Annotated in this window: 18 protein-coding genes and 3 pseudogenes; 11 read left to right on the top strand and 10 right to left on the bottom strand. The window is 67.3% G+C overall.

Features of this window, described 5'->3' with window-relative positions; genetic code table 11:
• Positions 1–12: 12 nt before the first annotated feature.
• Entirely contained in the window at positions 13–804 is a 792-nt protein-coding gene (locus tag M3330_RS19750; protein ID WP_255026055.1) for an META domain-containing protein, read from the bottom strand.
• A 4-nt stretch (positions 805–808) separates the two neighbouring features.
• Positions 809–1,453 carry a TetR/AcrR family transcriptional regulator gene (locus tag M3330_RS19755; RefSeq protein ID WP_024101427.1) on the bottom strand — a complete coding sequence of 215 codons (645 nt, stop codon included), beginning with the start codon at positions 1,451–1,453 and terminating at the stop codon, positions 809–811.
• Positions 1,454–1,581: 128 nt separating this feature from the next.
• Here M3330_RS19755 and M3330_RS19760 point away from each other — a divergent pair, with 128 nt between their 5' ends.
• The 4 genes from M3330_RS19760 (at position 1,582) to M3330_RS19775 (ending at position 6,094) form a co-directional block, all read left to right on the top strand.
• Entirely contained in the window at positions 1,582–2,139 is a 558-nt protein-coding gene (locus M3330_RS19760; RefSeq protein ID WP_006550386.1) for an NAD(P)H-dependent oxidoreductase, read from the top strand.
• A 222-nt stretch (positions 2,140–2,361) separates the two neighbouring features.
• Positions 2,362–2,976 (top strand): 2Fe-2S iron-sulfur cluster-binding protein, encoded by a 615-nt coding sequence (locus M3330_RS19765; RefSeq protein ID WP_051121499.1) that lies wholly within the window; start codon positions 2,362–2,364, stop codon positions 2,974–2,976.
• On the top strand, positions 2,973–3,974 hold the full coding sequence (locus tag M3330_RS19770; RefSeq protein WP_024101424.1) for a xanthine dehydrogenase family protein subunit M: 1,002 nt from the start codon (positions 2,973–2,975) through the stop codon (positions 3,972–3,974). The genes M3330_RS19765 and M3330_RS19770 overlap by 4 nt, the downstream gene beginning before the upstream one ends.
• Positions 3,971–6,094 (top strand): xanthine dehydrogenase family protein molybdopterin-binding subunit, encoded by a 2,124-nt coding sequence (locus tag M3330_RS19775; protein ID WP_255026059.1) that lies wholly within the window; start codon positions 3,971–3,973, stop codon positions 6,092–6,094. Before M3330_RS19770 ends, M3330_RS19775 begins: the two co-directional genes overlap by 4 nt.
• Here M3330_RS19775 and M3330_RS19780 read toward each other — a convergent pair.
• The 5 genes from M3330_RS19780 to M3330_RS19800 are packed head-to-tail and all read right to left on the bottom strand — an operon-like array spanning position 6,074 to position 11,009.
• Entirely contained in the window at positions 6,074–6,541 is a 468-nt protein-coding gene (locus M3330_RS19780; protein WP_024101422.1) for an ATP-binding protein, read from the bottom strand. The genes M3330_RS19775 and M3330_RS19780 overlap by 21 nt on opposite strands.
• Positions 6,531–6,866, bottom strand: coding sequence for an STAS domain-containing protein (locus tag M3330_RS19785; protein ID WP_033097719.1), 336 nt, complete (start codon positions 6,864–6,866; stop codon positions 6,531–6,533). Before M3330_RS19785 ends, M3330_RS19780 begins: the two co-directional genes overlap by 11 nt.
• Positions 6,863–8,818: a glycosyltransferase gene (locus M3330_RS19790; RefSeq protein WP_033097720.1), complete on the bottom strand. Its 1,956-nt coding sequence runs from the start codon at positions 8,816–8,818 to the stop codon at positions 6,863–6,865. Before M3330_RS19790 ends, M3330_RS19785 begins: the two co-directional genes overlap by 4 nt.
• On the bottom strand, positions 8,815–10,053 hold the full coding sequence (locus tag M3330_RS19795) for a PP2C family protein-serine/threonine phosphatase (protein WP_255026061.1): 1,239 nt from the start codon (positions 10,051–10,053) through the stop codon (positions 8,815–8,817). Before M3330_RS19795 ends, M3330_RS19790 begins: the two co-directional genes overlap by 4 nt.
• Positions 10,050–11,009 carry a glycoside hydrolase family 26 protein gene (locus M3330_RS19800; RefSeq protein ID WP_255028934.1) on the bottom strand — a complete coding sequence of 320 codons (960 nt, stop codon included), beginning with the start codon at positions 11,007–11,009 and terminating at the stop codon, positions 10,050–10,052. The genes M3330_RS19795 and M3330_RS19800 overlap by 4 nt, the downstream gene beginning before the upstream one ends.
• Positions 11,010–11,402: 393 nt before the next feature.
• Here M3330_RS19800 and M3330_RS19805 point away from each other — a divergent pair, with 393 nt between their 5' ends.
• The 7 genes and pseudogenes from M3330_RS19805 (at position 11,403) to M3330_RS19825 (ending at position 20,119) form a co-directional block, all read left to right on the top strand.
• Positions 11,403–11,633 (top strand): redoxin NrdH, encoded by a 231-nt coding sequence (locus M3330_RS19805; RefSeq protein WP_006550390.1) that lies wholly within the window; start codon positions 11,403–11,405, stop codon positions 11,631–11,633.
• A 109-nt stretch (positions 11,634–11,742) separates the two neighbouring features.
• Positions 11,743–12,195 carry a class Ib ribonucleoside-diphosphate reductase assembly flavoprotein NrdI gene (gene nrdI / locus M3330_RS19810; RefSeq protein WP_006550391.1) on the top strand — a complete coding sequence of 151 codons (453 nt, stop codon included), beginning with the start codon at positions 11,743–11,745 and terminating at the stop codon, positions 12,193–12,195.
• A gap of 167 nt (positions 12,196–12,362) precedes the next feature.
• Positions 12,363–12,836: pseudogene (locus tag M3330_RS24530) on the top strand (ribonucleotide reductase N-terminal alpha domain-containing protein); the annotation flags it as partial.
• Between the two features lie 51 nt (positions 12,837–12,887).
• Positions 12,888–14,030: pseudogene (locus M3330_RS24535) on the top strand (LAGLIDADG family homing endonuclease); the annotation flags it as partial.
• 24 nt (positions 14,031–14,054) lie between these two features.
• Positions 14,055–15,671: pseudogene (gene nrdE, locus M3330_RS24540) on the top strand (class 1b ribonucleoside-diphosphate reductase subunit alpha); the annotation flags it as partial.
• Positions 15,672–15,722: 51 nt separating this feature from the next.
• Positions 15,723–16,724 carry a class 1b ribonucleoside-diphosphate reductase subunit beta gene (nrdF, locus tag M3330_RS19820; protein ID WP_006550395.1) on the top strand — a complete coding sequence of 334 codons (1,002 nt, stop codon included), beginning with the start codon at positions 15,723–15,725 and terminating at the stop codon, positions 16,722–16,724.
• 158 nt (positions 16,725–16,882) lie between these two features.
• Positions 16,883–20,119, top strand: a complete 3,237-nt coding sequence (locus M3330_RS19825; protein WP_255026062.1) for an arabinosyltransferase domain-containing protein — start codon at positions 16,883–16,885, stop codon at positions 20,117–20,119.
• Here M3330_RS19825 and M3330_RS19830 read toward each other — a convergent pair.
• The 3 genes from M3330_RS19830 to M3330_RS19840 are packed head-to-tail and all read right to left on the bottom strand — an operon-like array spanning position 20,113 to position 22,748.
• A complete protein-coding gene (locus M3330_RS19830) occupies positions 20,113–20,586 on the bottom strand; it encodes an NUDIX domain-containing protein (RefSeq protein ID WP_064061603.1) in 474 nt (157 codons plus the stop codon). The two genes, M3330_RS19825 and M3330_RS19830, sit on opposite strands and share 7 nt — an antisense overlap.
• A 49-nt stretch (positions 20,587–20,635) precedes the next feature.
• Positions 20,636–21,685, bottom strand: a complete 1,050-nt coding sequence (locus tag M3330_RS19835; RefSeq protein ID WP_156666161.1) for an ABC transporter substrate-binding protein — start codon at positions 21,683–21,685, stop codon at positions 20,636–20,638.
• A 55-nt stretch (positions 21,686–21,740) separates the two neighbouring features.
• Entirely contained in the window at positions 21,741–22,748 is a 1,008-nt protein-coding gene (locus tag M3330_RS19840) for an ABC transporter substrate-binding protein (protein ID WP_033097725.1), read from the bottom strand.
• Positions 22,749–22,855 lie beyond the last annotated feature (107 nt).

Raw genomic sequence — 22,855 nt, forward strand, 5'->3', positions numbered from 1 at the left:
ACCGAGGAGGGATCAGCGGGCCGTGAACTCCAGTCCGTCGGTGCCGTTCGCTGCGGTGAGAATCATCGACGAGCCCCGGACGATGTAGGTGGTCTCACCTGCGAGCACGTTCAGGACGTGCGTCTCGATGTCGGCGAGCTCGGGATCGGCGCAGGCCGCGCGGGTCATGGTGAGCGGTTCGAACAGGATGACATCGTCGCCCACCTCGGCGCTGCCGCCGAACTCGTTGCACCCCGTGTTCCCGGTGAGGGTGCCGTCGTCGGCCAGGGTGAGCGTCGGCGCGGCGTTCTCCAGGGCGACCGACCTGACGACGGCGTCGGCGGTGCGCAGCGAGGTCACCACCCACTCGGTGCCGGTGATCGGCAGATCGGGGTCGACGACCTTCTCGTCCTCGAGCGAGACCGTGATGTCGTCGCCGGTGAGCATGAAGGTGTCCCCGTCGAGCGACCAGCGCGGCTCGGCGTCGAACAGCGTGGTGAGCCAAGCGTCTGCTCCCTCGCGTTCCGGCAGGCAGGCCATCATCGTGCTCGCCAGGTCCGATGCCTTCACTCGGCCGTCGGCCAGGTCCACGCCGCCGACGAAACGGTTGCAGCCGGCGGTCGCGGAGATGCGTCCGTCCTCCGGGAACTCGACGACCATCGGTCCGTCGCCCGGGATCTGCGTGCCGGTCACGCTCGTCGAGACGAAGGTGCGGCCGGTGAGGTCCTCCGCGGAGTTGCCGTCGTCCGAATCCGAATCGGTGCTGCACGCGGCGGCCACCGCTGTCAGGGAGACCAGTGCGAGCACCCGGAATGTGCGAATCATGCCGTTACGGTACGGCGCTCGACCCAGATTTGCGGCTACCTCGACCGGTCACGACACGGTGTGCGAGTTCGGCCCAGTTGTCGGCGAGTCGGCGGAGCGGATGTCCCAGCTCGCGCCACTGGTGGAGCACGAGGGTGGCCTCGAGCGACGCGACCAGCGAGGTCGCCAGCAATCGGGTGTCGCCGGTGACTCCGGCGGCACGCAGCAGTGCGTCGACGTGGGCGAGCGAGACCAGGTGGGCGGGAGCGGTGTAGTGGGAGTCGGTGGCGGATTCGGCCGCGCGGAGCAGTTCGCCCTGCACCTCGACGAGTTCGATGCGTGCACGACCGAAGGCGATGAGCCGGTCCAGGGCCTCGGCGTCGGGGCCGAGCGGTGGCGGGCCGAACAGGAAGCCCTGCTGGAACTCGCGCTCGCTGTGGTCGAGCAGTGCCCGGACGAGCCCGGCGCGGGAGCCGAACCTGCGGAAGACGGTGCCCTTGCCGACCCCGGCCCGCGCCGCGACGGCGTCCATCGTCACGGCATCGACGCCGCGCTCGGCGACGAGCAGGGCGGCGGCGTCGAGCAGACGGGAACGATTGCGCGCTGCGTCGCCCCGTTCGGAGAGTCGTTCGTCCGCCAGGGGGAGAGCCCGGCTGTTCGCCGCAGACAGCGCCCGACCGTCCGCGTGCGGGAGGGGGCGAGTGTTCACAAGGTCACACTCTAGCGGGGCAGGGAATAAAGCGGACCACGGTCCGTTTAAAATTGCGTAGTCAACCACTTCGACCCGAGGATGTTCCCATGACCCGAGTTCTCGCCCTCGTCGGCAGCCTGCGTGACGGCTCCGTCTCCCGCCAGCTCGCCGAGACCGCCGCGGCGGTTGCTGCCGAGAACGTCGAGGTGACCCTCTACGAGGGCCTCGCCGACGTTCCCTTCTACAACGAGGATCTCGACGGCGAGGCTGCCCCCGCTGCTGCCGTGGCTCTGCGCGACGCCGCTGCCGAGGTCGATGCCGTGCTGATCGTCACGCCCGAGTACAACGGCACCGTCTCCGCGGTGCTCAAGAACGCCGTCGACTGGCTGTCGCGCCCCTACGGTGCCGGCGCACTGAGCGGCAAGCCCGTCGCCATCGTCAGCCAGTCGCCCAGCCAGAACGCTGCGAAGTGGGCGCTCGAGGACGCGGTCAAGGTCGTCGGAATCGCCGGCGGCAAGGTCGTCGACGCCGGCTCGCTGTCGGTCGGCGAAACCTTCGGCAAGTTCGGCGGCGAGCACGCCAAGGAGCACGCCGAGACCGCGCAGCAGGTCGCAACGGTCGTCGCCGCACTGGCCGACGCCACCAAGGTGCTCGCCGACGCCTGATCGAGACGTCCGTCGTCCCTGCCGGTACCGCCGGCACCGAGAGCGGCCGGCGGACCGACCGCCACCCCCGGTGCCGGAGACCCGTGAGGTCTCCGGCACCGCGTATCCGCAGGGTCCGGCCGAGCCGCGGACGCTCCCCTCGTCGCTCGTCGCATCTCGACGGTTCGATGACGCCTGCAGCGGGAATGCCCCGAACACAGCCCACTGTTCGGAGGTTTGCCCATGACAAGCGGGGACACGAGGACCGATACCGGCCACCGACCCGATCTCGACATAGTTCTCCACGTCGACGGGGTGGAGCGTCGCGTCCCGATCGACGTCCGCACCACCGTGCTCGACGCACTGCGCGACCGCCTCGGGATCACGTCCCCGAAGAAGGGATGCGATCTCGGTCAGTGCGGAGCGTGCACCGTGCTGATCGACGGCCGGCGCACCCTCTCGTGCCTGGCCCTCGCCGCCTCGCACGACGGCGCCGAGATCGTCACCGCCGCCGGACTCGGCGACGGGGAGATGCATCCGCTCCAGGCGCAGTTCATCGAGGACGACGCCTTCCAGTGCGGCTACTGCACCCCCGGCCAGATCTGTTCGGCCGTCGGCATGCTCGACGAGTTCGCCGACGGGGCGCCGAGTCACGTAACGGCCGATCTCGAACAGGCACCCGAACTCGACGACGACGAGATCCGGGAACGCATGAGCGGCAATCTGTGCCGCTGCGCCGCCTATCCCAACATCGTCTCGGCGATCCGCACCGTCGCCACCGGCGACAGCCGAATCGGTGCAGGCGACAGCCGAATCGGTGTCGGCGACAGCCGCCTCGATACGGAGGAGACGCGATGAGCCCCCTCCGCTACGAGCGACCGGCAGATCCCGCCGCCGCCGTCGCCGTCGTGCACGAGACACCGGGTGCGGTCTTCCTCGCGGGCGGCACGAATCTGGTCGACCACCTCAAACTCGGCGTCGCGACCCCCGATCTCCTCGTCGACGTCTCGCATCTTCCGCTCGACGCCGTGGAGGAGACGGCCGACGGGGGAATCCGGGTGGGCGCCAACGTCCGCAACAGCGACCTCGCGGCGCATCCCTTCGTGCGGCGCAACTACCCGGTGCTGTCGCGCGCACTGCTCGCCGGTGCCTCACCCCAGCTCCGGAACACCGCGACCACCGGCGGCAACCTGCTCCAGCGCACGCGGTGCTCGTACTTCCGGGACGTGAGCACCCCCTGCAACAAGCGCGAACCCGGCAGCGGCTGCTCCGCCATCGGCGGATACACCCGCTACCACGCGATCCTCGGCGCCTCGGAGCACTGCGTGGCCACCCATCCGTCCGACATGGCGGTCGCCCTGCTCGCGCTCGACGCCGAAGTCCTGGTCCTCGGCCCGGACGGCGAGCGCGCCATCGCGGTAGAGGACTTCTACCGACTCCCCGGCGACACACCCGAGCGCGACACCGTGCTCGAACGCGACGACCTCATCGTCGGCGTGCAGATCCCCGCGGCGCAGAGTTCGCTGTCCACCTATCGCAAGGTGCGCGACCGGGCGTCCTACGCCTTCGCGTTGGTCTCCGTAGCGGCCGAGATGACCGTTGCGGACGGGACGATCACCGGGTGCCGCATCGCATTCGGTGGGGTCGCACACCGGCCCTGGCGGGCACACCGCGCGGAGGAAGCACTCCTCGGGCAACAACCCTCCGACGAGGTCTTCGCTGCGGCGGCCGAGGCCGAACTCGCCGACGCGAGTCCCCTCGACGGCAACGCCTACAAGATCCCGCTGCTGCGGCGAACCGTGGTGGCGACCCTGCGCGAACTCGACGAACGACGGGAACGAGGTGGATCCGCATGAGCCCCGAGCCGATCCGAGCAGGTGGACGCTCCACCGCGCGCATCGACGGACCGGCGAAGGTCGCCGGGACGGCACCGTACGCCTACGAGCACCCGGTCGACGATCGCGCCTACCTCGTACCGCTCACCTCCACCATCGCCCGTGGACGCGTCGACCGCATCGACACCGCCGCCGCAGAAGCGGTGCCCGGGGTGCTGAAGGTCCTCACTCCCTGGAACGCCCCACGTCTCACCGAAGAGGCCGAGGGCGAGTACTCCGTCCTGCAGACACCCGACGTGCTGTACCGGGGTCAGATCATCGGCGCGGTCGTCGCGGAGAGCTTCGAGATCGCCCGGGAGGCATGCTCGCTCCTGAAAGTCGAGTACAGCGAGGAACCGCACGACGCGCTCTTCCGCGCCGACCATCCCGACGGGTACACACCCGAGACCGTCAACGGCGGCTACGAACCCGACACCGAGCGAGGCGACGTCGACGCGGCGTTCGCCCGCGCCGAGACGGTGATCGATCAGTGGTACTCCACCCCTGAGGAACACAACAATCCACTCGAACCGCACACCGTGGTCGCGATCTGGCGGAACGACGTCGTGCCGTCGAACAGTGAGACCGACGGATACACTCTGACGCTGTACACCTCGACGCAACATCCGCACGGTGTCGTCGAGACCCTCGCGCCGGTCTTCGGTCTCGACGCGGCCCGGATGCGGGTGGTCTGTCCGTACATCGGTGGGGGATTCGGTTCCAAGGGCGGTCCTCACGCGCACGACGTCCTCGGTGGACTCGCGGCGCGGGCCCTGGCCGGGAAAGCGATCAAGTTCGCGGTCTCCCGACCAGACATGTTCGGTTACGTCGGGTACCGCGCTCCGACCGCCTCGCACATCCGGCTCGCGGCCGACAGTGACGGCAAGCTCACCGGTCTCGTGCACGAGGCGTTCGCCCAGTCGTCCCGGGTCACCGAATTCGTCGAACAGGCGGGGGTGCCGCTGCGCAATCTCTACGACGTCGCCAACGCCCGTACGTCGCATCGCGCGATCACTCTCGACGTGCCGGCGCCGTTCTGGATGCGCGCGCCAGGTGAAGCGCCGGGCATGTTCGCCGGCGAGGTCGCGATGGACGAGCTCGCCGCCGAACTCGGGATCGACCCGATCGAACTGCGCATCCGCAACGAACCCGAGTCCGATCCGGAGACGGGGAAGCCGTGGTCGTCGCGCCGGCTCGTCGAATGCCTCCGCGGAGGAGCACAGCGATTCGGGTGGGATCCGTCCGACCGCGAACCCGGCACCCGGCGGCAGGGCAACACCCTGATCGGTACCGGCATGGCGGTCGCGACCTATCCCCACATGGTCAATCCCGGCTCGGAAGCCCAGATCCGGTATCTCGGGGAGGGGCGCTACTCCGTCCGCATCGGAGCCACCGACCTCGGTACGGGTGCGTGGACGGCCCTGACCCTCATCGCCGCCGACGCACTCGGATGCCGACCGGAGGACGTCGACCTCGAGATCGGCGACAGCGCACTGCCCAACGGCACGGTGGCCGGCGGATCGTCGGGCACCTCGTCCTGGGGAACCGCGATCGTCACGGCCGCAGAACAATTCGGTAAACGTTTCGGCGACGACCCGCCGGTGGGTGCCGAACTGTCCGCGTCGGCAGCCGAGAACCGCGAACTCGAGCACTACACCGCGCAGTCCTTCGGTGTGCACTTCGCCGAGGTGCACGTCGACGCCGATACCGGCGAGATCCGGGTGCCCCGGATGTTCGGTCTGTTCTCCGTGGGACGGGTGATCAATCCGCGAACCGCGCGTTCGCAGGTCATCGGCGGGATGTCCTTCGGGATCTCGATGGCGCTCTTCGAGGAGAGCATCCGCGACGCGCGTTTCGGGCACGTCGTCAACCACGATCTGTCCGAATACCACGTGCCGACACACGCCGACATCCGCCGGGTCGAAGCGGATTGGCTCGATGACGAGGACCTGCATGCGACACCCATGGGGTCGCGGGGGATCGGTGAGATCGGGATCGTGGGCAGCGCCGCGGCGGTCGTCAACGCCCTGTGGCACGCGACCGGAGTGCGGGTCCGGAACCTACCGGCCCGCCTCGACGACCTACTGCCCGGACTGCCCTGACGCGTCGGACCGGTGACAGACCAGCAGCCAGCGATTGGTGCCGGCCTGTCGCCGGTACCGCAGCTCGTCGAGCGCGGCGAGGGCGATGGCGAGTCCTCGACCGCGCTCGGCGAGGGCATCCGGGAGTTCGACCGAACGCAGATCCACACGTGCCGGGGCCCCGTCGTCGATGAATACTGCTTCGAGACGATCCGGGTGGAGCTCCAGCGTCAGCGTCACCGAGACAGCTTGTCCCCGGCCGGCGTGCTCGATGATGTTCGCGGCGATCTCCGCGACCGCGATCTCGAACTGCACGCGGTCGGACTCGTCGAGTTCCTCGGCGGCGAACATCTCCGCGACCAGATCCATGATCCGGTCGAGGGTGCCCTCGCTCGTCGGGGCGGACAACTCCCACCGGCAGGGCGCCCCGTCGGACGGCTGCGCGTCGGACGGGGCGTCAGTCGCCATCGAAGGCCGCGTCCGCGGAGTCGTGGGTCGCCAGGACCCGATCGAGGCGGGTCAGCGCGAGCACGCTCTGCACCTGCGCCGTGGGCGAGGCGATCCGCAGGTCGCCGCCGGCCTGCCGCGCCGCCTTCAATCCGGACACGAGTGCGCCGAGCCCGGACGAGTCGATGAACTCGGTCGTGCTGAGGTCGACGACGAGCCGATGGGATCCGTTCTCGACGAGATCGCGCAACTGCTCGCGAAGACGTGGCGCCGCAACCATGTTCAGACGACCGGTGGGTTGCACGACGGTACTCGTTCCGACCGTGCGGGTTTCGTAATGGCTCATCGAACTCCTTCGTTCTCGGGTCCACGGTAGCGAGCCGCGCCGATCACCACCGACAGAATCAACAGGTCGAAGACGACCCAGACGAGGTTCGCGGTCACGCCGAGAACCGAGATGTCGCCGAGGAACAACCGCACCGCGCCGACGACCGCCGCCACGACCAGCAGTGCCATGACGAGCAGTTGCTGACGGAACAGATACCAGGGGACGCCCTCGCCGCCCTGGCGTGTCTTCGGGGTGACCGCGAAATCGAGCGGTTTGTCGAAGTACACGTTGAGGAAGGCCGTCCAGCATGCCTTGATCCACACCGGGAACAGCGCGAGGCTGTACTGCTGGCCGCGCCAGGTCGGCGTGCCGCGGCCGACGACGAAGAACAGCAGCTGACTGAGGATCAGGAACGGGACGAGCCGCGCGAAGAAGTCGAGACTGTAGGCTTCCACCGGCAGGATCCCGAAGACGAGATAGATCATCGGCGCCGCGAAATAGGCGAGGGCCGCGAAACCGGAGAGATAACTCCACATCGTCGCCCAGTACATGAGGCGCTGCGCGAGGGTCATGCCCTTCTGGACGAGCGGATTCTCCCGCAGCATCACCTGGATCGTGCCCTGCGCCCACCGGAGTCGCTGCGTGACCATCGTCTTCGGATCCTCCGGTGCCAGTCCGTAGGCGAGGATCTCGTGGTGGTAGACGGACTTCCAACCCGCGCCGTGCAGACGCATGGAGGTGGCCATGTCCTCGGTCACGGAGATCGTGGCCAACGCGAGCATCGGCTCGGCCTCCTCGGCGCGGTCGACGTCGACGGCCCGGATCATCGCCCGGATCGATTCGAGCGCGCCGAGCGGCGACCATTCGCGGTCGGCGAGGCGGTCGAGCACGGTCTCGTCGATGGTGAGCGCGTCGGTGCCGTGCGCGTCGAGGGCGGCGATCTCCTCGAGATCGGCTCGGATACCACCGAAGTCGGCATCGACGATGCTGCGCGCGGCGGCGTCGACCGCCTGCTGGAAGCGGAAGGTGACGTCGGCGAGCGCCGCGCCGGCCCGCCGTTCGCCGCGTGCTGTACGCACGGCCTGTCGCACCGAATCCAGTGCCGCGGCGACGTCGGGCTGGTCGGCGGGCACCTTCCGGCGTGCGCGGTCGACCACCTTTCCTGCGGTGCGCAGGGTGCGTTCGACTCCGTCTTCGACGGCTTGGACGTAACCGGTCAGGCCGAGCTGCATGAGCGCTTCGCGTCGGAGGATTGCGTTGGACCCGCAGAAGAAGGCGGCGTTCCAGCCGTCCTTGCCCTGCTGGATCGGGCCGTAGAACAGCGGGGCCTGGCTGCCGAGCGGGTCGGACTCGGGAACGTTGGTGAAGTACTGCGGTGTCTGGACCAGGGCGGTGCGGTCGTCGGTGAAATATCCGAGTGTGCGGTCGAGGATCTCGGGTTCGGGCACCTGGTCGGCGTCGAGGATGAGCAGGAACTCGCCGTCCGAATGCAGCAGCGCGTTGATCAGGTTGCCCGCCTTGGCATGGCGTGGCTTGTTCGTCCAGCTCGCCGCCCGCGTCATGTAGTCGACGCCGAGTTCGGCGGCGGCTGCGGCGAGTTCGGGCCGGGATCCGTCGTCGAGGATCCACGTCCGGTGCGGATACCGGATACGCTTCGCTGCCGTGGCGGTCCGCAACACCAGATCGACCGGTTCGTTGTAGGTGGTGATGAAGACGTCGACCGTCATCCCCTCCGGCGCTGCGGGTGGTTCGGGCCGTCTCCTCAGCCGCCACATCGTCAATGCGAAGAGCAACGAGTCGATCAGGCTGTAGGTCTCGGCCAGCACCAGCGGAACCGCGATCCACCAGGCATCCCAGTTCACCGAGAACAGCCAACGCCAGACGATGTAGTTCAGGCCGACGACGACCGTGAGGACGATGAGGACACGCAGGAACGGTGACGGGTAGCCCTCCTTCGTGACGGCCTTCACGACATCTCGTTCCGTCGTATCGCGACGACCGTGACGTCGTCGAGCGGAGGTTCGTTCACCGTCAGGGCACGTGCTGCGGCCACCAGCGCCTCCGGGGTCGGATGGCCGGCGACGAAACGGCACAGTGCCGCCGGGTCGCTGTTCTCGTCGAGCAGGTCGAGCAGTCCGTCCGAGCAGACCACCAGCATGTCGCCGGGAGCGAGGTGCGCGGTCTCCGATGTCCATGTGGTGGCGGGGAACACTCCGAGCGGGGGACCGTCGCCCTCGAGGGGTTCGACCCCGCCGTCCGCGCGACGGATCGCCGCGAGTCCGTGCCCCGCATCGGCGTGGTCGACGTCTCCCGTGGAGAACTCGATCGCAGCGACGAAGGAGGTGGCGAACGTTCCCGTGTGCTCGAAGTCGTCGGCGAGGTGCTCGGCGCCGAGGGTCAGCGCCATCCCGGTGTCGAGGACGCCGACCGGACGACGTCCGAAGCGCTCGAGCACCCGGCCGGCACCGCGCAACGAGGAACGCACGCCCGACGCCAGGATCGCCGCGCCGAGGCCCTTTCCCATCACGTCGGCGACGGAGATCACGACGCCCTCACGGAGCCGGTAGTGGTCGTAGAAGTCGCCACCCACCACGAAGGCGGGCAGGCAGACGGTGGTGATCTCGTAGCCCGGAAGGTCGGATAGCGGCCGGGGGAGGAGCTGCTTCTGGATCTCGGCGGCGCGGTCGAGTTCGTCGGACCGGTCGAGTTCGCGCTGGGTCCATTCGGCCAGCTCCGCGAAGGTGTCGAGCTGATCCGGGTCGAGGTTCCTCTCCTCGGTGTCGTAGATGCAGAAGGTGCCCACGGGATGACCGGCCGGACCGAACAGGGGGTAACCCGCGTAGAACCGGATCCCACCCTCACCACCGATACCGGGGATGTCCATGAAGGCGGGATCGGTTGAGGCGTCGGGAAGGACGAGTGCGGGGTCGTCCGGCCGCTCGTACGCGCGCGCGATGGTGGTGCGGCACACCGTCCTCTCGCGAGGAACTTCGGAGAGTTCGAGTCCGAGGATCGACTTGAACCACTGCCGGTCGTGGTCCATCAGCGACACCGACGCCATGGGGACGCCGAACACGCGGCACGCCATGCGGGTGATCTTGTCGAAGCGCTCCTCGTGAGGGGTGTCGAGCAGCTCGAGTCGCTCGACGTCGCGCATGCGCTCGTCCTCGAGATGGTCGGGGAGCAGCGACGCCTCGGATGTCATCGTGCGGTGTGTCTCCTGTGCAGAGCGTCGTCCAGGGCCGCCGCGCACTCGGCCGTGCTGGTCAGGCGCCAGTCGGTTTCCTTGTTGTGATGGAACCACACGAACGTCGTCACCGCGGGGTGACTGTCCAAGTAACCCACCAGATCCCGGATCCAGTCCGGCTTCGACCCACCGGCCTCCGCGCTCGCGACCTCGGTGACCGCGACGGGACGACCCGGGGCGATCCGGCCGAGCTCGTCGAAGGTCGGTCCGAACAGATCTTCGGGGGACTGCCAGCGACTCCACGGCCGGGTGGTGCCCCAGTTGTAACCGTCGACCCCGACGACGTCGACGTGGTCGTCACCGGGATACAGGGGTGCGATGGGACTGCTGCCCTCGTGCGGGACGTTGACCGTCCAGATCCAGCGCACGTTGTCGGCCCCCTTGGAAGCGAACAGTTCGTGCACGTGTCGCCACGCCGCGACGTAGGTCTCCGGTGGGGTGCCGCCGGCGGGACCCCAGGGATACCAGTCCCCGTTCGGCTCGTGTGCGAAGCGCAGGTACACCGTCCCGCCCCAGACGGTGAGTTCGTCCGCCCACCGGTAGAGATGGTCGTCGTGGATCCCGGCGGCGATGTCGGCCATCGTGATCGACGTCCGGTCGTACGTCCCGTCGCCACGCTGCAGCCACGGTTCCCACGTGACGATCGGGTCGGCTCCCGAGGCGCGCACGATGTCGAGGGCCCCGACGGGTGGTGGGGAGAGGAAGTCGACGAACCACAGCACCGCGCCGGGTGCGGTGCCGACCGCCTCGGTGACCGCGCGGTACTCGTCGACGGCCACCGGGCCGCCCGGGGTGCTGATGCCGAAGCGGGGACACGCGGTGCTCGTCTCGTCGAGCGGGGCGGAGATCGGTTCGCACTCACGGCGCGAGTCGCAGGCGGCGCACAGGGACAGTGCCAGCAGTGCGGCGAGCATCGCGCGAACCGGGTGCACGAGGAGTCATTCTTCCCGCCCGGAGCTCCCCGCGCAGGCCCTTCGGAGGGTGTTCTCGCGGTGCCCTCGCGAAGTTGTCGGTGGCACCCGCCACACTGTGCTCGAGGTCTCTCTCGTACGCGCTGCGGCGACACGCCGGGACACGCCCGAAACGCCGTGGAGGGAGGGTCGCGACCTGGGAATATCACCTTTGTAAGTCACAACATCCTGGGTTCTGTGTATCCGATGGACACAAGGTGTAGTGTCTAGACCGCTGGAGGGCCACAAGTGCCGACGATCTCTCGGGGAAGCGGGATCGGACGGATGAGTGGGCTTCCGGGTAACGCACAGCAGTCAGTCGTCAGGCCGCCCACGGCCGTCGGAAAAGGGGCATTCATGAACATCACCGTCTATACCAAGCCTGCCTGCGTCCAGTGCACCGCCACCTACCGCGCCCTCGACAAGGCCGGCATCGAGTACGACGTCGTCGACATCAGTGAGAACCCCGAGGCCCGCGACTACGTCATGGCGCTGGGATACCTCCAGGCGCCTGTCGTCGTCGCCGGCGACGACCACTGGTCGGGCTTCCGCCCCGACCGCATCAAGGCGCTCACCGTCGCTGCCTGAGCCCGGGCCGCGTTCGCGGCGGCCCGATCGTCGTCGTCTCCGGGCGGACGTGTTCTTCCGTGTCCGCCCGGGCCGGTCTTCGCAATCGAATGAAGAGTGGTGACTACCGATGGCTTCGCTGGGGTCGATCCCGGGAACATCGCTGGTGTACTTCTCGAGTACATCCGAGAACACCCACCGATTCGTGCAGAAACTCGGGATTCCGGCCAGCCGTATCCCATTGCACGATCGTGAGGGAAATTTCGAGGTCCACGATCCGTACGTGCTGATCGTGCCGACCTACGGTGGCGGGACGACCGCCACGGGCCGTGATACCCGCTACGTTCCCAGGCAGGTCATCCGATTCCTCAACAACGAGCACAATCGGGGCCTGATCCGCGGTGTCATCGCGGCGGGTAACACCAACTTCGGCGACTCGTACTGTTTCGCGGGAGACATCGTCTCGCGCAAGTGCAAGGTGCCGTATCTGTACCGGTTCGAGTTGATGGGCACGACCGACGACGTCGAGCGTGTCCGCGACGGTCTCGCCCGATTCTGGGAGTCCGTGCTCCAGAACGCCTGAGCCACATCCGTATCCGTATTCGACGCGCGTCGCGGACGTGACTGCGCGGCCGTTTCCTAACTCCGACAAGTGGGGACAGCACTGTGACCATTACCGATCCCGCTCCCGCCACGAGCGCACACCTCGACGATTCGCTCAAGGATCTCGACTACCACGCGCTCAACGCGATGTTGAATCTGTACGGCCCCAACGGCGAGATCCAGTTCGACAAGGATGTGGCCGCCGCCCGTCAGTACTTCCTGCAGCACGTCAACCAGAACACGGTCTTTTTCCACAACCTCGACGAGAAGCTCGACTACCTCGTCGAGGAGAACTACTACGAGCCCGAGGTGCTCGAGAAGTATTCGCGCGCATTCGTCAAATCGCTGTTCGAGCACGCATATTCGAAGAAGTTCCGGTTCCCGACCTTCCTCGGTGCGTTCAAGTACTACACCTCGTACACGCTCAAGACGTTCGACGGCAAGCGCTACCTCGAGCGTTTCGAGGACCGTGTGTGCATGGTCGCGCTGACGCTCGCCGACGGCGACGAGATCCTCGCCCGGCACCTCGTCGACGAGATCATCTCGGGTCGTTTCCAGCCGGCCACCCCGACCTTCCTCAACTCGGGCAAGAAGCAGCGCGGCGAGCCCGTCTCGTGCTTTCCCGCCGGTACGCTCATCGACACGATCGACGGGCAGCGGGCTATCGAGACCCTGCAGGCGGGGGATCTGGTCCTGTCGCACGACGGGGCGTACCACGCGGTCGAGGAGCTGATCGAGAACACGAATGATCAAGCCTTGGTGTCGATTTCGCACTTCGGGCACAAAGAGCCGATTCGGTGCACTCCGGAGCATCCTATCCTGGTGTGGACCGAGCGTGATGTCGAGACCTTGATCGACGGCGATGGAGCGGATCCCTTCAACGGTTTCGTATGGCTCGCTGCCCAGGACGTGCGCCCGACCGACTTCATTGTCACCGCGGCGCCGTTGGGTGAGCGCGACAAGCGCGTTTTCGACCTCATGGACCATGTTGGTAATGGACTGTACGAAGAGGTCGATGGTCTGATTCGTAAGGTGAACGTTGATGCCAAGCATCGGAACAAGCAGCGTCACAGTCAGCGCTTCGTCGGTGTCAACCGATACGTCGAGGAATCGTACGAGTTCGGACTGATTCTCGGCTGGTATGTTGCCGAGGGCTACGTATCCAAGCGTGCGGGTGTCGACGGTGTGCAACCCAATGGTGTTCACTTCACTCTCGGTGCACACGAGGTCGAGTACCAGGCAGATCTGGCGGCGGCGTTCAAGCAAGTATTCGGCGTCGAACTCTCTCAGTCCACCAACCAGTCGGACCACTCGACCAAGATGGGTTGCAACAGCAAGGTGGTGGCGTCATTGCTGCTGTCGCTTGCCGGGACCGGTTACAGTACGAAACGCCTGACGCGCGATGTCATGACTGCCGATGAAGAGTTTCAGCGCGGTCTGCTTGCGGGCTTGTTCAGGGGCGACGGCTGCAGCACCAATGGCGGCATGATCCTCGATCTCGTCAATCCGGAACTGGTGGATCAGGTGCAGTTGATCCTGCGCCGCCTGGGCATCGTGTCGGTTGTTCGCCAGTACATCAACCAGGCGGGCAATGTGACGGGCCATGTGTTCGTCCCCGGGGTGCCCGGTACCAACGAAGACTTCATCTTCGACGTCGGCAAGAACCTGCACAACTATGTCGGGCGGAAGGGCGCCAAGCGCACGACCTATCAGGTGGCGCACGGGCGTCATGTCTACGGAATCCGTGAGATCGCGAAGACCGACGAGACGCCGAGCAAGGTGTACAACCTGCACGTCGAGGGCACACATACCTATACGATTCGCGGCGCTGTGGTGCACAATTGCTTCCTGCTCCGCATCGAGGACAACATGGAGTCGATCGGCCGCTCCATCAACTCCGCACTGCAGCTGTCCAAGCGCGGTGGCGGTGTCGCCTTGCTGCTCAGCAACATTCGTGAGCACGGCGCTCCGATCAAGAAGATCGAGAACCAGTCCTCCGGCGTCATCCCGATCATGAAGCTGCTCGAGGACTCCTTCTCCTACGCCAACCAGCTCGGTGCCCGTCAGGGTGCCGGTGCGGTCTACCTGCACGCGCACCACCCCGACATCTACCGCTTCCTCGACACCAAGCGCGAGAACGCCGACGAGAAGATCCGCATCAAGACCCTCTCGCTGGGCGTCGTCATCCCCGACATCACCTTCGAGCTGGCGAAGAAGAACGAGGACATGTACCTGTTCTCGCCGTACGACGTCGAGCGCGTCTACGGCAAGCCCTTCGCCGACATCGACGTCACCGAGAAGTACTACGAGATGGTCGACGACAAGCGCATCCGCAAGTCGAAGATCAAGGCGCGCGAGTTCTTCCAGACCGTCGCCGAGCTGCAGTTCGAGTCGGGCTACCCCTACGTCATGTTCGAGGACACGGTGAACCGGGCCAACCCGATCGCCGGCAAGATCACGCACTCGAACCTGTGCTCGGAGATCCTGCAGGTCTCGACTCCCTCGGAGTTCAACGACGACCTGTCCTACAGTCATGTAGGCAAGGACATCTCGTGCAACCTCGGCTCGCTGAACATCGCGAAGACGATGGACTCGCCCGACTTCGCGCAGACCATCGAGGTCGCCATCCGCGGCCTGACGGCCGTCTCCGACCAGACGACGATCTCGTCGGTGCCGTCGATCGAGCGGGGCAACAACGAATCCCACGCCATCGGCCTCGGCCAGATGAACCTGCACGGCTTCCTCGCCCGCGAGCACATCTTCTACGGGTCCGAAGAAGGCGTCGACTTCACGAACATCTACTTCTACACCGTGCTGTTCCACGCCCTGCGTGCGTCGAACAAGATCGCGATCGAGCGCGGCTCGTACTTCAAGGGCTTCCCGGAGTCGAAGTACGCCTCGGGTGAGTTCTTCGACAAGTACACCGATCAGGTGTGGGAGCCGGCCACCGAGCGGGTCCGTCAGCTGTTCGCCGAGTCGGACATCGCGATCCCCACGCAGCAGGACTGGCGCGAGCTGAAGGAGTCCGTGCAGAAGCACGGCATCTACAACCAGAACCTGCAGGCGGTTCCGCCCACCGGTTCGATCTCGTACATCAACCACTCGACGAGCTCGATCCACCCGGTCGCGTCGAAGATCGAGATCCGCAAGGAGGGCAAGATCGGGCGTGTCTACTACCCGGCGCCCTACATGACGAACGAGAATCTCGAGTACTTCCAGGATGCCTACGAGATCGGCTACGAGAAGATCATCGACACCTACGCTGCCGCGACGCAGCACGTCGACCAGGGGCTGTCGCTGACGCTGTTCTTCAAGGACACCGTCACCACCCGCGACGTGAACAAGGCCCAGATCTACGCGTGGCGCAAGGGAATCAAGACCCTGTACTACATCCGCCTGCGGCAGATGGCGCTCGAGGGCACCGAGGTGGAGGGTTGCGTCTCCTGCATGTTGTGACCCTGCTCCACGACAGTCTTTGCATCAGCACACAATTCAGGTAGGTAACCGATGACTGCAGCAGCACACTCGCCGGCCGACGGCGTGCGCGTCAAACTCATCGATCGCGTCTCCGCGATCAACTGGAACCGCGTCCCCGACGACAAGGACGCCGAGGTCTGGGATCGTCTCACCGGCAACTTCTGGCTCCCGGAGAAGGTGCCGGTCTCCAACGACATCCAGTCGTGGGGCACGCTCACCGAGTACGAGCAGGAACTGACGATGCGGGTCTTCACGGGCCTGACGCTGCTCGACACCATCCAGGGCACGGTCGGCGCGGTCTCGCTCATCCCCGATGCGGTGACCCCGCACGAGGAAGCGGTGCTGACGAACATCGCGTTCATGGAGTCGGTGCATGCGAAGAGCTACTCGCAGATCTTCTCGACGCTGTGCTCGAGCCGCCAGATCGACGACGCCTTCCGCTGGTCGGAGGAGAACGAGCACCTGCAGCGCAAGGCGCAGATCATCCTCGACTACTACAAGGGCGACGACCCGCTCAAGCGCAAGGCCGCCTCGACGCTGCTCGAGTCGTTCCTGTTCTACTCGGGCTTCTACCTGCCGATGTACTGGTCGTCGCGGGCCAAGCTCACCAACACCGCCGACATGATCCGCCTGATCATTCGCGACGAGGCCGTCCACGGCTACTACATCGGCTACAAGTACCAGCGCGGGCTCGAGACGATCACGCAGGCCGAGCGCGACGAGCTCAAGGACTGGGTCTTCGAACTGCTCTTCGAGCTGTACGACAACGAGACCCACTACACGGCCGACCTCTACGACCAGGTCGGGCTCACCGAGGACGTCAAGAAGTTCCTGCGCTACAACGCGAACAAGGCGCTGATGAACCTCGGTTACGAGGCGCTGTTCCCGAAGGACGAGACGGACGTCAACCCGGCCATCCTGTCGGCGTTGTCGCCGAACGCCGACGAGAACCACGACTTCTTCTCGGGCTCCGGCAGCTCCTACGTGATCGGCAAGGCCGTCGTCACAGAAGACGACGACTGGGACTTCTGACGTAGACGTTCTCTGTCACCGGCCCGAACGCATCGATCCCGTACACCGGCGCAGCAGCGCCCGTGTGCGGGATCGCGTGCTTTTCGCGGCCCGGCCCGTCCCCGATAGCATCGCTCCTCGTGACCGAGACAAGAGAAGCGTCGGGCTCGCCTCGGCCGGTGACAATCGAACGCGTGCCGTCGGGCGGGCGGGCAGTCGAGCAGCGGACCCGTCTGTGGGCGGTGCTCGCCGCCGTCGTGGGGATCGTCGCATCCATCGCGATGCCGTTCCTGCCCGTGACGCAGACCACTGCGACCATCGACTGGCCGCAGAGCGAGAGCAACGCAGGCATCTCGGCGCCGTTGGTGTCCTACGCACCGGTCGATCTCGACGCCACGATCGAGTGCCGGTCCGTGCGCGACGCGCTGCCGGACGGCGGCACCGTCTTCTCCACACTTCCCGCAGGAGCTCCCGACCGTGAACGCTACGGGCTGATCGCCCGTGTCCGGCCGGCCGGTGACGACGGGCCGGCGGTGTTCGAGGTGATCTCCCGCAACACACTGCTCGCCTCCGCGCCGGTGGACGACCTGGCCGGGGACTGCTCGGTCACCCTGTCCTCGAACTCGGAACGCACCGTCGCCACGATCACCGGCTCGGCCGCGGCGTCAGGGGAGCGGACCTTCGACCGAGACCTGCGGCCCCAGCTCGTCGGCATCTTCACCGACCTGCCCGGTCCCGCACTCGACGGTGTCTCGGTCACCGCGACCGTCGACACCCGCTTCACGACGTCTCCGACGGTGCTGAAGATCGTCGCGATGATCGTCGCGGTGGTCGCCACGGCACTGGCGTTGTGGACGCTGGCCCGGCTCGACCGCGCCGACGGTCGTCGCCACCGCCGCCTGTTGCCGGCGTCGTGGTGGTCGTTCACCCGCATCGACGCGCTGGTCGTCGGAACGCTGCTCGTCTGGCACGTCATCGGGGCGAACACCGCCGACGACGGTTACCAGCTCGGAATGGCTCGCGCCGCGGGCGCGGCCGGGTACATGGCGAACTACTTCCGGTGGTTCGGTGTGCCCGAGGCACCCTTCGGCACTCCCTTCTACGACGTCCTCGCCCTGATGACCCAGGTCTCGACGGCGAGCGTCTGGATGCGGCTACCGGCACTGACCGCCGGAATCCTGTGCTGGTGGGTGCTCAGCCGCGAGGTCGCTCCGCGTCTCGGCGTCGCGCTACGCCGCAACCGGCTGCCGCTGTGGACCGGGGCGCTGGTCTTCCTGGCGTTCTGGCTGCCGCTCAACAACGGACTGCGCCCGGAACCGATCGTCGCGACGGGCGTCGTGCTCACCTGGTGCTCGGTCGAACGCGCGATCGCCACCCGGCGTCTGCTGCCCGCGGCGGCCGCGATCCTCGTCGCCGCGCTCACCGTGACCGCGGGACCGTCGGGCATCATCTGTTTCGCCGCGCTGATCGCCGGTGCCCGCCCGATCGCCCGCATCCTCCATCGGCGGGCGCAGACCCTGGGATGGCTGCCCGTTCTCGCGCCGATGATCGCGACCGGACTGGTGATCCTGGTGTCGGTCTTCGCCGACCAGACCCTCGCGGCGGTGCTGGAGATGCAGCACGTGCACGGCGTCGGCCCGAACGTGCCGTGGTTCCAGGAGTATCTGCGCTACCAGTACCTGCTGCAGATCACCGTGGACGGCTCGCTGGCCCGCAGGTTCGCGGTCTTCACCCTGGTGCTGTGCCTGGCGGTGGCGATCGTGGCGATGCTGCGCCGCGGTGGACACATCCCCGGCACCGCGCAGGGACCGTCCCGCCGCATCGTCGGCATCACCCTCGGCGCGCTGGTGCTGATGATGTTCGCGCCGACGAAGTGGACCCACCACTTCGGTATCTACGCCGGTCTGGCCGCCGCGGTGGCGATGCTCGCCGCCGTGGCCACCGGCCCTGCGGTGTTGCGTTCGCGACGCAACCGCGCCCTGTTCGCCGCGGCGGTGTCGTTCGTGGTGACCATGTCGTTCATCGGCCCCAACGGCTGGTGGTACGTCTCGAGCTACGGGGTCCCGTGGTGGGACAAGCCGCCGTCGGTCGCCGGATTCGGTTTCTCCACCGTCTTCTTCGCCGTGACGGTCGTCGCATTGCTGCTGGCCGCGTGGTGGCACATCCACCCCGTCGCCTCCACCCGCACCGACACCCCGTCGCGGTTGTGGGCGGTGCCGCCGTTGACCGTCGCCGCCGCGGTGATGGTGCTGTTCGAGGTGCTGTCACTGGCCAAGGGCGCGATCTCGCAGTACCCGGGCTATTCGGTGGCACGGTCCAACGTCGACACGCTCACCGGCAACTCGTGTGCGCTCGCGAACGACGTGCTGCTCGAAACGGATCCGAACGCCTCGGTGCTCACCCCCATCGGCGCCGACGCGGCCTCCGCTCTCGATGCCGGGGGAGGGGACGGGTTCACGCCGGGTGGTGTCGCGCTCGATCTGACCCCGGACGACGACTCGGCCTCGGCCGGCACCGCCAACACCGTCGACACGAACGACGACCAGAGCTCGACCGGCGGTACCGGTGGCACCGGCGGCGGTACCGGCAGAGTCGGAATCAACGGCAGCACCGTCGCATTGCCGTTCGGCCTCGATCCGGTGACCACGCCGGTGCTGGGCAGCCACGGATCGTCCCTCGGCGACGTCACGAGCGCCTGGTTCCGGCTGCCCGAGCCCGACGCGACCGGATCGCGTGGGGATCTCGTCACGATCGCCGCGGCCGGCCGGATCTTCTCCGTCGACGCCGACGGCACCGAAACCTACGGTCAGCGACTCGAACTCGAATACGGAACCACCGCTGCCGACGGCCGCGTGACCGCGCTGGGACGGGCGCTGCCGATCGACATCGGTCCGTCGCCCTCGTGGAGGAATCTGCGTGTCCCGATGGACACGCTGCCGGCCGAGGTCGACGCGGTGCGGATCGTCGCCTCCGACAACGATCTCGCGCCCGAACAGTGGCTGGCGTTCACCCCGCCGCGCGTGCCGCAGACGCAGACTTTGCAGCAGGTCGTCGGGAGCGACACACCGGTCCTGCTGGACTGGGCTGTCGGTCTCAATTTCCCGTGCCAGCGGCAGATGGTGCACCGCAACGGCATCGCCGAGATCCCCGAGTACCGGATCCTGCCGGACCGGATCGGTGCTATCTCCACGGATCTGTGGCAGGACCACAACGGTGGCGGTCCTCTCGGCTGGACCGACCAGCTGTTGCGGGCCCGCACGATCCCGTCGTATCTCGATCACGACTGGGACCGCGACTGGGGAGCGATCGAGCAGTACACACCGATCGATCCGTCGACGGAGACCGCGGAACTCGACACCGCCACGGTCACGCGCAGCGGTCTGTGGAGCCCGGGTCCGATCAACACTGCCTACTGACGGAACCAGGCCTCCGCACGCCCGGCGAGGGCCTTCCCGAGCCGCAGACGCGACGTCTCGGTGAGTGGCTCGGGGAGGTCGTCCGGCACGAACCACGCCACCTCGAGGTTCTCGTCGTCGGCGACGCGTGCGTCCCCGCCGGTCGCGCGGAGCAGGAAGCACACGTCGAGGTACTGCGCGACGTCGCCGTTGGGATAGGTGATGGGTGCGGTGACGTCGACGCTCGTCAGCCGCACGATCTCGGCGGCGACACCCGTCTCCTCGAGCACCTCCCGGACTGCGGCGACAGCCGGTTCCTCGCCGGGTTCGAGGATGCCGGACACCACGGCCCACATGCCGTTGTCGGCGCGGCGGGTGAGCAGGACGCGGTCGTCGTCGTCCGTGACTATCGCGCTCACCCCCGGCAGCCACAGGGGTGCGGTTCCTACGTGTGAGCGGAGCTGGACGACGAAATCGGGTATCGGCACGCCCTCGTTTCTATACCGGCAGGCGTGCTGCCGCCGGTCGAGCCGGCGATCAGTTCGAATATCCGTTGAGGGTGTGCGTCAGGTCGGTGAGGATCGCCCGCGCGGCGACCGGTCCGGGGGTCGACCACACGTCGTCGGTCACGGAGAACAGACGGTTGTCGCGCACGGCCCCGAGGTCGAGCCACTCGTCGGTCTGCATGTAGTCCTTGCCGGCCTCGAGCCCGTCCTCACCGGCGAAACGGACGAAGATCACATCGCCGTCCGCCGGGGCAGGGTCCTCCGTGTCGACGGCCTGCCACGGTTGTCCGTCGACGACCGCGAACCGCTGGGCCGGGGGCCGGGCAGCGCCGACGTCGCCGAGCACCTGCCCCGCGAACGACGCGGTGCCCTCCACGGTCGGGCCGTCGGCCGTGAACCGGACGATCGACGCCTGCGTCTGGGACGACACGAGCTCGCGGCCCAGATCGCGCGCGGCCGTCGCGTAGTCGTCGAGCACGCGACGTGCGGCCTCCGTGCGCCCGAGCGCCTCACCGACCCGGACGAACTGTTCCCTCCAGAAGACGGGATCGGACCCGACCAGCACGGTGGGTGCGATGCCGCTGAGGGAGGCGTAGACGTCCGGGGCGGTGGAGGAGCCGAGGATCATATCCGGCTGTGCGCGCTCGATCGCCGCGACGTCCGGGTTGCCCGCGGCACCCACGGGCGGGAGTTCGCCGATCCCGTGACCGAGATATTCCGGCCGGCCGGTGAGCTCGGCGCTCGCTCCCACGACGCGCTCCCACAGCCCCAGGGCGCACACCGCGTCGAGCGCCGCGGGGTCGAGGACGACGATCCGCTGCGGGTCGGCGGGCACATCCGACCGGCCTGCGGTGTGCAGGACCGGCCGGGTGCCGGTGGTGGGCTGTCCCGGATCGAGCGGAGAGGGGAGTGCGCACGCGGTCGACGTGTCCCGGTCGATGCCCACGACCGACGCACCGGCGATGCGGGTCGTGGTGCGCACGATCTCCGATGCGTCGTCGTCGGGAGGTGTGGAGCATCCGGCCAGGGCTGTCGTCACCGCAGCGACGGCTGCGACGAGCACTGCTCGTGACCGGTGCACGGAAAACACGTCGGACCAACTCCTGTAGGACGCTGCTCGGATCGGACGGCTCAGGCTATCCGGTCGTGTGACGGTCGACGCCGAAGGTGTCCGCGAGGTCGTCGAGGATGCGGTGCGCACCCTGGATGCTCACCGGCATCATCCACACGCTGTCGTCGACCTCGACCTTCCGTCCCTGCAGGTTCTCCCACAACGGATTGGTGACGAAGGGTTCGGCCGCCGCCTGCGCCTTGCCGTCGCCGAGGTCGTAGGTGGTGACGAAGATGACGTCCGCCTCGGCCTCGGTGATCAGTTCGGGGCTGATGGCGTTCATGATGCTCGACGGATCCGACGGATCGGGACCCTGGCTCGCGGGGCGGGCGAGACCGGCGTCCTCGAGCACGATGCCGCTGAACGAGGTGGTGCGGTACAGCCGGGCCGTCGGTTCACCGGCGAAGCGGACGATCGAGATCGTCGGGTTGCCGGCCTTTTCGTTGATGTCCGCACCGATGGCCGCGGCGCGCTCCTCGTACTCGGAGATCTTCTGCTCGGCGAGGTCCTCCTTGCCGATGGCCTGCGCGACGAGGCGGATGTTGTCCTTCCACGTCGGTCCGGTCGACTGGGAGAAGACGGTCGGGGCGATGGCGGACAGTTCCTCGTAGTTCTCTCCGTCGCGCACCTCCGCCGAGAGGATGAGGTCGGGTTCGAGCGCGGCCACCTGTTCGAGGCTCACGTCCGCGGTCTTGCCGACGGACACGGCGTCGGTCGCGTGCTGCCGCGAGTCGCCGAGATAGTCGGGGAACTCGTCGGTGCGGTAGTCGACGTACCCGACGAGAGGTGCCTCGAGGAGAAGCACGGCGTCGGAATAGCTCGTGTCGAGCGCGACGATGCGGGTCGGCTCGCTCTCGATCGTGGTGGAACCGCGGAAGTGTTCGACGGTCCGGGGGAAGCCGGCGGCCGAGTCGGACGCGGTGTCGGTGGTCGCGTCGTCGGAGGTGTCGGCCGAACTGCAGCCGGCGACGAGGAGTCCGGCGGTCAGCAGTGCTGCCGCGAACCGGGCTGGTCGGGAGGAGAGAACAGGCACGGGTCGTCCTTCTGTGATTGCGGGGGGAAGTGCACCCTAACCCGTGCTGTTCGCGCGTGGTGGGGTCACCTGCTGTCGCCCTGCGTGTGAAGTGCAGCACAAAATCC

It is taken from the genome of Rhodococcus sp. GA1 (assembly GCF_024321955.1).
Taxonomy (GTDB): Bacteria; Actinomycetota; Actinomycetes; order Mycobacteriales; family Mycobacteriaceae; genus Rhodococcus; species Rhodococcus pyridinivorans.

Excerpts from the sequence above, each read along its gene's own strand:
- M3330_RS19750 (WP_255026055.1), bottom strand. The coding sequence starts at position 804 with ATGATTCGCACATTCCGGGTGCTCGCACTGGTCTCCCTGACAGCGGTG.
- M3330_RS19760 (WP_006550386.1), top strand. The coding sequence starts at position 1,582 with ATGACCCGAGTTCTCGCCCTCGTCGGCAGCCTGCGTGACGGCTCCGTC.
- M3330_RS19765 (WP_051121499.1), top strand. The coding sequence starts at position 2,362 with ATGACAAGCGGGGACACGAGGACCGATACCGGCCACCGACCCGATCTC.
- M3330_RS19770 (WP_024101424.1), top strand. The coding sequence starts at position 2,973 with ATGAGCCCCCTCCGCTACGAGCGACCGGCAGATCCCGCCGCCGCCGTC.
- M3330_RS19775 (WP_255026059.1), top strand. The coding sequence starts at position 3,971 with ATGAGCCCCGAGCCGATCCGAGCAGGTGGACGCTCCACCGCGCGCATC.
- M3330_RS19780 (WP_024101422.1), bottom strand. The coding sequence starts at position 6,541 with ATGGCGACTGACGCCCCGTCCGACGCGCAGCCGTCCGACGGGGCGCCC.
- M3330_RS19785 (WP_033097719.1), bottom strand. The coding sequence starts at position 6,866 with ATGAGCCATTACGAAACCCGCACGGTCGGAACGAGTACCGTCGTGCAA.
- M3330_RS19795 (WP_255026061.1), bottom strand. The coding sequence starts at position 10,053 with ATGACATCCGAGGCGTCGCTGCTCCCCGACCATCTCGAGGACGAGCGC.
- M3330_RS19800 (WP_255028934.1), bottom strand. The coding sequence starts at position 11,009 with ATGCTCGCCGCACTGCTGGCACTGTCCCTGTGCGCCGCCTGCGACTCG.
- M3330_RS19805 (WP_006550390.1), top strand. The coding sequence starts at position 11,403 with ATGAACATCACCGTCTATACCAAGCCTGCCTGCGTCCAGTGCACCGCC.
- nrdI (WP_006550391.1), top strand. The coding sequence starts at position 11,743 with ATGGCTTCGCTGGGGTCGATCCCGGGAACATCGCTGGTGTACTTCTCG.
- nrdF (WP_006550395.1), top strand. The coding sequence starts at position 15,723 with ATGACTGCAGCAGCACACTCGCCGGCCGACGGCGTGCGCGTCAAACTC.